This window comes from Jatrophihabitans sp., from assembly GCA_036399055.1.
GTDB lineage: Bacteria > Actinomycetota > Actinomycetes > Mycobacteriales > Jatrophihabitantaceae > Jatrophihabitans_A.
In genome coordinates, this window is record DASWNX010000044.1 from 25,150 (window position 1) to 37,896 (window position 12,747).

At 66.4% G+C, this 12,747-nt stretch carries 9 protein-coding genes; 7 read left to right on the top strand and 2 right to left on the bottom strand.

What is annotated here, in order from left to right:
• Window positions 1-77 precede the first annotated feature (77 nt).
• From VGB75_19720 to ggt, 5 genes are all read left to right on the top strand, one after another.
• Complete coding sequence (locus VGB75_19720; GenBank protein HEY0169277.1) at window positions 78-1,556, top strand: NCS2 family permease; 1,479 nt, start codon at window positions 78-80, stop codon at window positions 1,554-1,556.
• An 80-nt stretch (window positions 1,557-1,636) separates the two neighbouring features.
• Window positions 1,637-2,071 carry a MarR family transcriptional regulator gene (locus VGB75_19725; GenBank protein ID HEY0169278.1) on the top strand — a complete coding sequence of 145 codons (435 nt, stop codon included), beginning with the start codon at window positions 1,637-1,639 and terminating at the stop codon, window positions 2,069-2,071.
• Window positions 2,068-3,456 carry an MFS transporter gene (locus VGB75_19730; protein ID HEY0169279.1) on the top strand — a complete coding sequence of 463 codons (1,389 nt, stop codon included), beginning with the start codon at window positions 2,068-2,070 and terminating at the stop codon, window positions 3,454-3,456. The genes VGB75_19725 and VGB75_19730 overlap by 4 nt, the downstream gene beginning before the upstream one ends.
• The gene (locus tag VGB75_19735; protein ID HEY0169280.1) at window positions 3,453-4,256 is read left to right on the top strand and encodes an RNA methyltransferase; all 804 of its coding nucleotides are present in this window, start codon (window positions 3,453-3,455) and stop codon (window positions 4,254-4,256) included. Before VGB75_19730 ends, VGB75_19735 begins: the two co-directional genes overlap by 4 nt.
• 163 nt (window positions 4,257-4,419) lie before the next feature.
• A complete protein-coding gene (gene ggt, locus VGB75_19740; protein HEY0169281.1) occupies window positions 4,420-6,225 on the top strand; it encodes a gamma-glutamyltransferase in 1,806 nt (601 codons plus the stop codon).
• Window positions 6,226-6,292: 67 nt separating this feature from the next.
• Here ggt and VGB75_19745 read toward each other — a convergent pair whose 3' ends face one another.
• Both VGB75_19745 and VGB75_19750 read right to left on the bottom strand, forming a co-directional pair.
• The gene (locus VGB75_19745; protein HEY0169282.1) at window positions 6,293-6,598 is read right to left on the bottom strand and encodes a type II toxin-antitoxin system PemK/MazF family toxin; all 306 of its coding nucleotides are present in this window, start codon (window positions 6,596-6,598) and stop codon (window positions 6,293-6,295) included.
• The gene (locus VGB75_19750) at window positions 6,599-6,838 is read right to left on the bottom strand and encodes a hypothetical protein (GenBank protein ID HEY0169283.1); all 240 of its coding nucleotides are present in this window, start codon (window positions 6,836-6,838) and stop codon (window positions 6,599-6,601) included.
• A gap of 174 nt (window positions 6,839-7,012) precedes the next feature.
• On the opposite strand from VGB75_19750, the gene lon reads away from it, so the two are divergent.
• Both lon and VGB75_19760 read left to right on the top strand, forming a co-directional pair.
• Window positions 7,013-9,406: an endopeptidase La gene (gene lon, locus VGB75_19755; protein HEY0169284.1), complete on the top strand. Its 2,394-nt coding sequence runs from the start codon at window positions 7,013-7,015 to the stop codon at window positions 9,404-9,406.
• A gap of 407 nt (window positions 9,407-9,813) precedes the next feature.
• Window positions 9,814-12,717 (top strand): NACHT domain-containing protein, encoded by a 2,904-nt coding sequence (locus VGB75_19760; protein HEY0169285.1) that lies wholly within the window; start codon window positions 9,814-9,816, stop codon window positions 12,715-12,717.
• Window positions 12,718-12,747: the final 30 nt, after the last annotated feature.

The following is a 12,747-nucleotide window of genomic DNA, read 5'->3' on the forward strand; positions in this document are numbered from 1 at the left end:
TTGGGCAGGCTACGCCACCGACCCCCGTCGCGGACCGCCGAGCATTCGCCGCGACCGAGCCTGACACCTGGAGCAGCATGTCGACTGAGACCGCATCGAGCAGCACCCGGCCGCGCACCGGCCTGGACCGCTATTTCTCCATCACCGAGCGGGGCTCGACGGTCTCCCGCGAGGTCCGCGGCGGCCTGGTGACCTTCGTGACGATGGTCTACATCGTGGTGCTGAACCCGCTGATCATCGGCACGGTCAAGGACGTCGACGGCAACTACCTCGGCGGCGGCCAGGCGCCGGCCCTGGCCGCGGTGGCCGCGGTGACCGCGCTGGTCGCCTGCGTGCTGACGATCGCGATGGGGTTGATCGGGCGCTACCCCTTCGCGCTGGCCACCGGCCTCGGGCTCAACGCCTTCGTCGCCTTCCAGGTGGCGACCCAGATGTCGTGGCCGGCCGCGATGGGCATGGTGGTGATCGAGGGCCTGGTGATCACGGTGCTGGTGCTGACCGGCTTCCGGGTCGCGGTCTTCCGGGCCATCCCGCCTCAGCTCAAGAGCGCCATCGCCGTCGGGATCGGGCTGTTCATCGCGCTGATCGGGCTGGTCGACGCCGGTTTCGTCCGGCGCGGGGCGGGCACCCCGGTCGAGATCGGCATCGGCGGGCACCTCAACGGCTGGCCGACGCTGGTCTTCGTGATCGGCGTGCTGGTGACCGCCGTGCTGATGGCCCGCAACGTCCGCGGCGCGATCCTGATCGGCATCGTGGTCTGCACCGTGCTGGCCGTGATCGTCGAGGCGGTCGGCGACATCGGCTCGCAGACCGACGCCACCGGCAAGGTGGTCAACCCCAAGGGCTGGGCGCTGAACGTGCCGTCCTTCGAGGGCAAGGACTTCGGCCCGCCGGACCTGGGCCTGCTCGGGCAGTTCTCGCTCGGCGCCGGGTTCTCCGCGGTCGGGATCGTCGCAGCCGTCGTGATCGTGTTCGCCCTGGTGCTGAGCGACTTCTTCGACGTGATGGGCACCACCATCGGGCTGGCGCAGGAGGCCGAGCTGCTCGACGAGGACGGCCAGTTGCCCAACCTTCAGCCGGTGCTGCTGGTGGACGGCCTCGCCGCGGTCGCCGGTGGCGCCGCTGGGGCGTCCTCGGCCACCACCTACATCGAGTCGGCCGCCGGCATCGGCGACGGCGCCCGGACCGGCCTTGCCTCGGTGGTCACCGGACTGCTCTTCGGAATAACGGTGTTCCTCTCGCCGCTGGCGCAGTTCGTGCCGTCCGAGGCGGCCGCGCCGGCGCTGGTGGTGGTCGGCGTGCTGATGATGCGCCAGGTGCGCAACATCGACTTCCACAGCATCGAGCTGGCGGTGCCGGCCTTTCTCACCATCGTGCTGATGCCGTTCACCTACTCGATCGTCAACGGGGTGGGCGTCGGTTTCGTCAGCTACGTGGTGTTGCAGGCAGCCGTCGGCAAGGCCCGGGTGGTGCACCCGTTGATGTGGGGAGTGGCGGTCTTCTTCGCGATCTACTTCGCGCTCGAGCCGCTCAAGACGCTGTTCGGGATCAGCTGAGCGTCGACCAGCTAAGCGTCGATCTGCTGAGCGAGCAGGCGCGGTGGCCCCGGAGTTCTTCGTTAGCTAGGCTAAAAAAGATGAGTCACATGCCGCCGGATCACGCTGAACTGGCCTCCGCGCTGCGGCTCTCGCTGTTGCGCGCCGCCCGCCGGCTGCGTTCGCAGCGGGTCGACATGGCCGCGACGCTGTCGCAACTCTCGGCGCTGGACACCGTCGGCAAATGCGGTCCGCTGAGCGCCGGTGAGATCGCGATGGTGGAGCGCGTGCAACCGCCGTCGATGACCAAGATCCTGGCCGCGCTGGAGCAGTCCGGTTGGATCGAGCGGTCCAGCCACCCCGAGGACCGCCGGCAGTCGATCATCGCGATCACCCCGGCGGGCCTGGAACTACTGGCCGAGGAGACCCGCGCCCGGGACGAGTGGCTGGCCAAGCGCCTGGTCGAGTTCTCGGCCGAGGACCTGCGCAAGCTAGGTGAGGCGGTCGAAGTCCTGGACAGGATCGGCTCGGAGTGAGCGCGGCGCGAATTCCAGGCGCCGACGCCGACGAGCCGGGCGCCGAGGTGGGCCTGGCGCCGGTGAGCCCGTCGCCGGCCGCTCCAACTCCGGCGGGTGTGGCCGAGCCCGCCCCGGTGAGCCGAGGCCGCTGGCCGAGCCCGCTCCGCTCGCTGGCGGTCCGCAACTACCGGCTGTACTTCTCCGGCCAGCTGATCTCGCTCACCGGCACCTGGGCGCAGCGGGTGGCGCAGGACTGGCTGGTGCTGGAATTGACCGATTCGGGCGCCGCGTTGGGGATCGTCACCGCCCTGCAGTTCGCCCCCGCCCTGTTGCTCTCGCTCTACGGGGGAGCGCTGGCAGATCGGGGCGACAAGCGCAAGCTGATGCTGGCGACCCAAACCGGCATGGGGCTCACCGCGCTGGCGCTGGGGCTGCTCGATGTCAGCGGCGTGGTCACACTCTGGCAGGTCTTCGCGCTGGCCGCGTTGCTCGGGGTGTTCTCAGCGCTCGACACCCCGATCCGGCAGTCTTTCGTGGTGGAGATGGTCGGCCCTGCCGACCTGCCGAACGCGGTGGCGCTGAACTCCATGAACTTCAATCTGGCCAGGATCATCGGCCCGGCGGTCGCCGGGCTGGTGATCACCGCCTTCGGCACCGGCTGGGCGTTTTTGGGCAACGCGGTGTCCAGCGTCGCGGTGCTGGGCGGGTTGGTGTTGATGCGCGCGGCGGAGTTGATCCCCAGCGACCCGGTGCGGCGACAGCCTGGGCAGTACCGAGCGGCGATCCGCTACGTGCGCACCCGATCAGACCTGGTCCTGCCGATGCTGCTGATGTTCATAGTCGGCACCTTCGGCATGAACTTCCAGATCAGCATCGCCCTGTTCGCCAAGCAGGTCTTTCATCGCGGCGCCGACTCATTCGGGCTGCTGTCGACGATGCTGGCAGTCGGGGCCACGCTCGGGGCGCTGGCCTCGACCACCCGCCGACACCGGCCGACCCGGCTGTTCCTGGTCGGCGCCGCGCTGGCCTTCAGCCTGACCGAGGTGCTGGCGGCGGTGATGCCGAGCTTCGAGCTGTTGGCCCTCGCGCTGGTCCCGGCCGGTTTTGCCATGATCACCCTTGCCCAATCGGCCAACGCCACGGTGCAGCTGGGGGTGGAGCCGACCATGCGCGGCCGGGTGATGGGCCTCTACATCCTGTGTTTCATGGGAGGAACCCCGATCGGCGCGCCGATCGTCGGCTGGGTCGCGGAGCTGTTCGGCCCGCGCTGGGGAATGCTCGGCGGCGGCCTGATCTGCCTGGTCGCCACGCTCGTGGTGGCCGGCTACCTGTCCCGGCACCGCCACGTCGGCTCGAGTCAGGTGATGGATCGGCTGCTGGCGCCGCATCCGTTCCTCGGGTGAACGGCTCCAGCGGGCGCCACGTGCTGATCACCGACGCCGCCGACCCCCGGGTGGCGGACTTTCGCGATCTGATGCAGGCCGACTCCTCGCCGCAACGCCGCGGCGTGGTGATCGCCGAAGGCGTCAACGTGGTGCAGCGGCTGGCTCGCTCGGACTACCGGATCCGCGCCGTGGTCGGCGTGCCGGCCAAGCTGGAGGCGCTGGCGCCGGTGCTGGCCGGCCTCGACGTCGCCGTCTACGAGCTCGACAAGTGGACGCTGTCGGACGTGGTCGGCTTCCGGGTGACCCGGGGCGTGCTGGCCGCGGCCGACCGGCCCCCGCCCGTGGCCGCCGAGTCGCTGATCGCCGCCGGCAACCGGTTCGTGGTGCTGGAGTCGATCAACGACTACGAGAACCTCGGGTCGGTCTTTCGCAACTGCGCCGCCTTCGGCGTGGACGCGGTGCTGCTGGACCCGCGCTGCGCCGACCCGCTGTACCGGCGCAGCGTCCGGGTCTCGATGGGACACGTCTTCGGGGTCGGCTTCGCGGTGCTCGACGAGCCGTGGCCGGCCTCGCTGCGGCTGTTGCGAGCCGCCGGGGTGCGGCTGCTGGCGATGACGCCGCGCCCGGCGGCCGCCTCGCTGGCCAGGCTGGAGCGCCCGGACCGCTGGGCGCTGCTGTTGGGCGCCGAGGGCCCGGGGTTGTCGGAGGCCGCGCTGGCCGACGCCGACGAGTGGGTGCGGATTCCGATGGCCGACGGGGTCGACTCTCTCAACGTCGCGACGGCCGGCGCGGTCGCGCTGGCCCACCTGACCGGCTGAGCCGCTGTCCTCGACTGCCGGATCGGCGCCGCCCCGCCCTGAAGGCCTCGGCTGAGGTGAGATCGCCGGGTGTTGACACCCGGCAAGCAGCCGAGTACGGGTAGTGGGGCCTATTGCTCTCTCTGGGGGTCCTGAAGTGAATTCTCGTCTGCTCACCGCATCCGTGGCGGTCTCCGCCTTGACCGCCACGGCACTGGTCTCCACCGGCTCTTCGGCGATCGCCAAATCGTCCAAGCCCAGCTACGCCAAGATGCCGGTGGCCACCGGCAGCGGCGGGGCGGTCGCCTCGGCCGAGTTCAACGCCAGCAGGGCCGGAATCGAGATCCTGAAGTCCGGCGGCAACGCCGTCGACGCCGCGGTCGCGGTGGCCAGCACGCTCGGGGTGACCCAGCCGTTCGTGGCCGGCCCTGGCGGCGGCGGATTTATGATGATCTACCTGGCCAAGACCAAGCAGGTCATCACCATCGACGGCCGCGAGACCTGCCCGGCGGCCTGCACCCCGAACCTGTTCATCGACCCGAGCACCGGCAAGCCGTACCCCTTCCAAGACGCCCGCATCTCGGGGCTGTCGGTCGGCGTGCCGGGCATGGTCGCCACCTGGGCCAAGGCGGTCGAGGACTACGGCAACAAGAGCCTGCGCGCCAACCTCAAGCCCGCCATCGAGATCGCCAAGCGCGGCTTCCCGGTCACCGCGGACTTCAACCAGCAGGAGCAGAAGGCGCTGACCGCTCTGCAGGCTTTCACCAGCAGCCGCAAGCTGTTCCTCACCCCCGAGGGCCAGCCGCTGCCGGTCGGCTCCAGGTTCCGCAACCCGGACCTGGCCCGCACCTACCAGCGGCTGGCCAGCCACGGCCCGGACTACTTCTACGAGGGCAAGCTGGCTGAGGAGATCGCCCGCACGGTGCAGCGTCCGCCGGTCCACCCCGGCACGCCCGTCACCGTCCGCCCGGGCATCATGACCGAGCGGGACATCGAGAACTACGTGGCCAAGCTGCGCACGCCGACCCACGTGACCTACCGGGGCCTGGACGTCTACGGCATGGCGCCGCCGTCCAGCGGCGGCCTGACCACCGGCGAGGCGCTGAACATCCTCAGCCGCTGGGACCTGTCGGCCGAGCCGCGCGCGCGGGCGCTGTTCCACTACCTGGAGGCGTCCCGGCTGGCCTTCGCCGACCGCAACGCCTACATCGGCGACGCCGACTACGAGCCCGTTCCGCAGGCCGGCCTGCTGGACCCGGCGTTCGCCGCCACCCGCAGCTGCCTGGTGGGCGAGACCGCGCTGACCTCGCCGGTCGCGCCGGGCAAGCCGTTCCCGCCCTACACCGGCTGCTCGGCTCCGACCGCCGCGCAGCACCCGGTGCACGAGGGCACCCAGACCAACCACCTGGTGACCGCCGACAAGTGGGGCAACGTCGTCAGCTACACCAACACCATCGAGCAGCTGGCCGGCAGCGGCATCACCGTGCCGGGCCGCGGCTTCCTGCTGAACAACGAGATGACCGACTTCGACTTCGCCCCGTCGGCGCCCGGTGTGTATGACCCGAACCTGCCCGCGCCGGGCAAGCGGCCGCGCTCGAGCATGAACCCGACCATCGTGCTCAAGGACGGCGCGCCGTACTTCACCGTCGGCTCGCCGGGCGGCGCGACCATCATCACCACGGTGCTGCAGATCCTGATCAACCGGATCGACTTCGGGATGAGCCTGCCGGCCGCGATCGCCGCGCCGCGGGCCAGCCAGCGCAACGGCGCGCTGACCGACGCCGAGCCGGCCTTCTTGAACACCCCGGAGGCGGCCGCGCTGACCGCGCAGTACGGCGAGCAGTTCCGGCAGCAGACCGGGCCGGTGCTGCCGCGCGACAACTACATCGGCAACGCCACCGGCATCGAGTTCCTGCCGGGCAACCGCTTCCAGGCCGCGGCCGAGCCGGTCCGGCTCGGTGGCGGGAGCGCGCTGGTGGTCAAGCCGTAGGCGTGAGCTGGGCCGGCCGGTCGAGTCTTCGACCGGCCGGTTCGCCGCGTCGGCCGACGCGCTCGGCTCAGCCGAGGTAGAGCTGGAAGGCGTCGCTGATCGCCCTGGCCAGAGCTGGCTCCTGGTCGTCGAAGAGCAGGCCGATGGTGGCTCCGACTGCCTCCCGGCGAACAGTGGTGATGTTGTCGCAGCTCACCACGCTGTCGTGGTCGAGGCCGTTGCGGGCACCGACCGGCACCTCGCTGGTGAGGCCGCGAATCGTGCTGGTGATCGGCGCGACGCTCACCCAGGTGAGCAGGTGCAGTGCCGATGCTCGGGTCAGGATGAGCGCGGGTCGTGGCTTGTCCAGGGTCACCAGGGCGATGGCGCGCATTCAGTCGAGCGTGGGGTGCGGCAGGTCCAGCAGCACCTCCAGATCCGGATAAACCACATCGGCCTGGCGGGCCAGCCGGAGCAGGTTCTCCTCCTCGCCGCGGTACCGCTGAGCGCGTTCGAGGAAGGCGATGCCGCGTCGAACCGCGTCGGCGCGGCTGGCAGCGCGGCCTTCGGCCACTTCGCGGTCCAGCGCGGCGAGTTCTTGCTCGTGCAGCCGGATCGCGATCTGGGTGGTCACCGCACCAGCTTACCCGCGATGCATACCACTTGGGATGCGCATCCGGCGCGCTGCGCCGCAGCGCCCATCCAGTGGTCAGCGGGTGATCTCTGTCAGCGAACGCCGCAGAGAAACAAACCCCCTTGACCGGTAGTTGAGTGAGAGTGACTCAACTTTCTAGTGGGGATGGAACACATGACTGAAACCCTTGCTCTGCCGATGCTCCCGCTGGACGACGTGGTCGTGCTGCCGGGCATGGTCGTTCCGCTCCAGCTCTCGGCAGCCGAGGTGCGCGCCGCGGTCGAGGCCGCTCAGGCGTCACTGACGCCAGGCTCGGACGAGCCAGCCCGGGTGCTGCTGGCGCCCAGGCTGGACGGCAAGTACGCCAGCGTCGGCGCCGTCGCGGTCATCGAGCAGATCGGCAGGCTGCCCGGCGGCGAGCAGGCGGCCGTGGTCCGCGGCGCGTCCCGGGCGCGGATCGGCGCCGGCGCCACCGGCCCGGGCGCGGCCCTGTGGGTGCAGACGGCCACCGTGGACGAGGTCACCGAGCCGGCCGGCCGGGTGCGGGAGCTGGCCAAGGAGTACCGGGCGCTGGCGACCACCATTCTGCAGCAGCGTGGCGCGTTCCAGTTCATCGACACCGTCCAGTCGATGGCCGACCCGTCGGCGCTGGCCGACCTGGCCGGCTACGCCGGTTACCTGAGCAACGAGCGCAAGATCTGGCTGCTCGAGACGGCAAGCGTCGCCGAGCGGCTGGACCGCCTGATCACCTGGAGCCGGGAGCACCTGGCCGAGCTCGACGTCGCCGAGACGATTCGCAAGGACGTCGCCGAAGGCATGGACAAGCAGCAGCGTGAGTTCCTGCTGCGCCAGCAGCTGGCGGCCGTGCGCAAGGAGCTGTCCGAGCTGAACGGCACGCCGGCCTCGGAGGAGCAGGACTACCGGGCCCGGGTCGAGGCAGCCGAGCTGCCGGACAAGGTGCGCGAGGCTGCTCTGGCCGAGGTGGACAAGCTGGAGCGCACCTCTGACCAGTCACCGGAGGTCGGCTGGATCCGCACCTGGCTGGACACCGTCCTGCAGATCCCGTGGAACACCCGGACCGAGGACTCCTATCAGATCAGCCAGGCGCGAGCGGTGCTGGACGCCGACCACACCGGCCTGGACGACGTCAAGGAGCGGATCATCGAGTACCTGGCGGTGCGCCGCCGCCGCGCTGACCGCGGGCTGGGCGTCATCGGCGGCCGGCGCAGCGGCGCGGTGCTGGCACTGGTCGGCCCGCCGGGCGTGGGCAAGACCTCGCTGGGCGAGTCGGTCGCCCGCGCGATGGGCCGCGACTTCGTCCGGGTCGCCCTGGGCGGGGTGCGCGACGAGGCCGAGATCCGCGGCCACCGGCGCACCTACGTCGGCGCCCTGCCGGGACGGATCGTGCGGGCGATCTCCGAGGCAGGCTCGATGAACCCGGTGGTGCTGCTGGACGAGATCGACAAGCTCGGCTCGGACTACCGCGGTGATCCCACCGCCGCGCTGCTCGAGGTGCTGGACCCGGCGCAGAACCACACCTTCCGCGACCACTACCTCGAGGTCGAGCTGGACCTGTCCGACGTGCTGTTCCTGGCGACCGCCAACGTGCTCGACTCGATTCCGGCGCCGCTGCTGGACCGGATGGAGCTGGTGCGCCTGGACGGTTACACCGAGGCCGAGAAGGTTGTCATCGCGCGTGACCACCTGCTGCCCCGGCAACTGGAACGGGCCGGCCTCAGCCCGGACGAGGTGAGCGTCGAGGACCAGGCGCTGAGCCGGCTGGCCGCCGAGTACAGCCGCGAGGCGGGGGTGCGTGAGCTGGAGCGGCTGATCGCCCGGATTTTGCGCAAGATCACCGCTCGGGCCGCGTTGGCCGAGGCGGGCGCCGCCGGCTCGGACGAGCCGATCACGGTGGGCGCCGATGACCTGCGCGGCTACCTCGGACGTCCCCGGCACACCCCCGAGACAGCGGAGCGGACGGCGGCGCCGGGCGTGGCGACCGGGCTGGCGGTGACCGGGGCGGGTGGTGACGTGCTGTTCGTGGAGGCATCGCTGGCCGACGCCGGGACCGGCCCGACCGAGCTGCGGCTGACCGGTCAGCTGGGCGAGGTGATGAAGGAGTCGGCGCAGATCGCGCTGTCCTACCTGCGCTCGCATGGGGCGGCGCTGCAGCTGCCGGTGTCCGAACTGGCCGATCGCGGAGTGCACATCCACTTCCCGGCCGGCGCGGTGCCCAAGGACGGCCCGAGCGCCGGGATCACTCTGACCACGGCGCTGGCCTCGCTGCTGTCCGGCCGGCTGGTGCGCTCGGACGTGGCGATGACCGGTGAGATCTCGCTGACCGGAAGGGTGCTCCCGATCGGCGGGCTGAAGCAGAAGCTGCTGGCCGCGCACCGGGCCGGCATCACCACGGTCCTCATCCCGAGTCGCAATGAGCCTGACCTGGACGAGGTGCCCGAGGAGGTGCGCCAGGCGCTCACCGTGCATCCGGTCAGCGACGTTCGCGAGGTGTTGGAGCTGGCCCTGGAGCCGGTCACGGGGGCAGTCAGCCAGCACGTCGCCGCCTAGTCCCAATCTTTATCGGCTCCGCTTTGCCACGTGCGTTGCAAGCCGTATTGATCGGTGCCTGCTCGGAGGATGTAGCTAAACCCGACGGAGGACGCCACTCCCGCCCGGAAGGCTATCGTGTACATCGCCGGGATGTATGGGTGGAAGTAAGGCGATGCGAAACAATGGCTGTAACAGAGGCAGAGTCGGTCTTAGAACCGTTCACACACAACAGTGTGGTCGCAGCAGCCGTTGCTGTCTTGGCCGTCACTGGGGCGGTAGGAGCACTCCTCAGTGGAGTGTCCTGGTTGAAACCGGTCGTTCGCTTCGCGCTGGAGCAGTTTGCCCGACTGTATGGCCCCGACCGTCGTCGCGCTATCGCAAGACGGCGAAGTTTTCTGGAAAGCTTGGACGGCCGATTGACCCGTATGAACGCGGACGAATCTTGGGCTGACAAGCGTTACGCTGAACTTGAGGCTGAAGTTGAAGCCGTAGGTGCGCGTTTGGGCCGCGGGCCGCTGGCTCGCTTGTTTGGCTCGGACGACAGCCGAAGGCGCGAGGGAAATTTAACAACAGCATTGATGGCAAGTAAACATCGGCTACTGCTACTACAAGGCGATCCGGGCTCGGGGAAGAGCGTTGCGCTTAGGCACGTAGCAGGTCGGTTGACGAACGCAGCCCGGAAGACACGGCGGAATCATGTGGTTATTCCGCTTTATATCAGCCTTAAACAATTCAGGCCAGGTCAAGACGATGTCACGGGTACTGACATCCGAAATTTCATCCTCGAGACTATGTCTTCCGCCCTAGATGACCAACGGCAAGTGAAGTACTTCAAGGAGCACTTCGACGAGGGACTTGAGAAGGGTCTGTGGCTTTTTCTCTTCGACAGCTTTGATGAGATACCAGAAATTCTCAGCGCCGTGGAGGTTGACGCCACAGTGCGACGTTACGCTCAGGCAATAGAGCAGTTCATGAATGGCGTTAGCCCCTGTCGAGGAATGTTAGCCTCCCGCGAATACAGGGGACCGCAAGAGCTGGCCTGGCCGAAATTTTGGATCGTACCTTTGTCGGAACGTCGGCGAACTGCCTTCATTAAGAAGGCGGCTCTTGATGTTGTCGCGGAAAGGATTCTGTTCAATGAATTACCGAATGCAACGACCAGTATTAGAGCTCTCTCCGATAATCCGCTAGTGTTGGGCCTGTTGTGCGAATATGTTGAAAATGAACGGCACTTCCCTGAGACCTCGCATAGTGTCTTTGAATCACATGTCGTACGCTCATTCGGAGAAGATGGCGCTGAGATTCTCGCACGGTTTCAAATGGACGCTGTTGAAATCCGCGATATCGCGGAGAAGGTAGCCTTCTGCATGGCAGCGGAACCTGGCTTGGGGCTCAGTGCGACTGAGCCTAAATTGCTGGCAGGCCTGAGAAAGCAGGGGTTCATAGTTACTCAGAGCAGTCTGATGATGGCAATGGGGGCCTTACGATTTGTTAGGCTAGCCCGTACCGAGGATCGGTTTTCGCCACTCGATCCCACTACGCTTACCTTTTCCCACCGACGATTCCAGGAATACTTCGCTACTTGTCTAGTGTTGCGGGAACCTCAGCGGGTGTCCGAACAGGATCTTCTGCTAGACGGCAGATGGCGTGAGACTGCGGTAACCGTATTGCAGATGCAGCCGGCTGACAAGACCGATGCTTTGCTCGCAGAGGCTGATCGCTTCCTAAGGCAAGTTTCGGCGTTACCGCCTGATACCGCACTCTCTGACGCTAAAAACACTCACCCATTCATCTGGCCGCGTGGCGCACTGCACGTTTTAGGCCTGCTCGATGCAGGCTGGAACGGCCGTGTTGCGCCTACCAGGCATCAAGTGAAGGACCGGAGTGGGCAACTGCTTAAAGACGCAGCCACGCGCGGCCTTATCATCGACTTGAAGTGGGCGATCGATACGGCGGGGGCCGCCCCGGAGAAAACCCTTTTGTTCTTGTTGCGACGCGCCTCACAAAGCGGCAGTGGGTGGCTTCGGGAGTCTGCGTTCCGTCAGCTTGGTCGCCTCAAACCGCTACCCGCGGACCTCGCGCGCGAGATTCGCCTAGGCCTCCTAACTTATGCAGTAGGTGGCCGCTTACGCCGGGACTCCCTAGCTGTCAATGCTCAGCTAAAACGAGTTGACGGTGCCAAGGACTTCTTGTCTAGCAAGCGACTGCTGGTCGCAGTGCCATTTGTGGACTTCGCAATTCATCTCGTGGTACTTGCGTTTGGCGCTGTTCTAGCTTCAAGTGTCTCTAGCTTCGCTGGCGTCCTGTTTATAGGATTGATTTCGCATGCCTCTCTATATGTTCTGAGAGCTACGACGTTTTTCGCCTGGTCCGCTGATCAAATGAAGTTCCCAGTGATGGCAAGTATCCGCTCCTTGGCTCCAGGCGTAAGACGTATTGGTAACGATGAAAGCGTAAGTGCCAAATTTGTTGCTATAGACAGCATATTAGTAGCTTACTTTGCCTTCGCGTTGCGCTTCATATTTGTGCCGCTGAGTGTAAGTGAGGCGCATAGAATGCAGGCAACCTTAAGTGCGGTCGGTTTATTTTTAGTGACCTGGTCATTGTCTGCTCTACTCTGTGTGCGCATCGCCTCCGTTTCGTCAATGGTCTGGGTTGTGCCGCAAATTGTCTTGCTTTACCGAGCAATTCTATCCCTGCCCAGCCTTGTACGTTTCCTCATGAATCGCGGTGTTCGCAATCTTGCCTCCTGGCTATTGGGGACAGTTTTGGCCGTAGTCGCGGTGTCGCTCCTATTGATAGTAGGAATACGCTTCCAAGATAGTCCCGTCGTCAGCTTGGTGCTTACTATCGCAGTAGGACTTGGCGCAGTTTTGTTTCTCGTAGGCCTTATGGTTGCTGTAACTCTACGAATTCGGGACAGACTGTACCTCAGCCGCTGGGAAAGGCGGAATACTCCTGTACGGTCAGCAAATGATGTGATCGCGCACCTTAGGGCGATAAGAACAGAATATGGTACTAGGCGGTACGTGCGGAGCCTACGGATGAACCGAAGGCTTGATAAGTCCTACGAAGGGCCGACCGCGGCATTGGCAGATTTTCTGGCCGCAGTGGAAGCATCTAATACCGCAAAATCTGATGACCGTGAGCACATGAAGAGGGACAAGGAGGAGGAGCGTTGGCCTATTTTCCGAACTGCCGAGTTCCGGGATTGGTCGGCCCAAGAGCCAGCGGTCTTCAAAAGGAAGATGTCAGGAGCTTCTGCGGTGCTGATTGACGAGATAGCCAAGACGCTTGAACAGGTTCGTTGGACTGGTGAAGCAGCGTGAGCACTAGTTAGTGGCCCACTCTGTGCGACC

Bases quoted from the DNA above. Each gene is read 5' to 3' on its own strand.
- VGB75_19720 (HEY0169277.1), top strand. From the start codon at position 78: ATGTCGACTGAGACCGCATCGAGCAGCACCCGGCCGCGCACCGGCCTG.
- VGB75_19725 (HEY0169278.1), top strand. From the start codon at position 1,637: ATGAGTCACATGCCGCCGGATCACGCTGAACTGGCCTCCGCGCTGCGG.
- VGB75_19745 (HEY0169282.1), bottom strand. From the start codon at position 6,598: ATGCGCGCCATCGCCCTGGTGACCCTGGACAAGCCACGACCCGCGCTC.
- lon (HEY0169284.1), top strand. From the start codon at position 7,013: ATGACTGAAACCCTTGCTCTGCCGATGCTCCCGCTGGACGACGTGGTC.
- VGB75_19760 (HEY0169285.1), top strand. From the start codon at position 9,814: ATGAACGCGGACGAATCTTGGGCTGACAAGCGTTACGCTGAACTTGAG.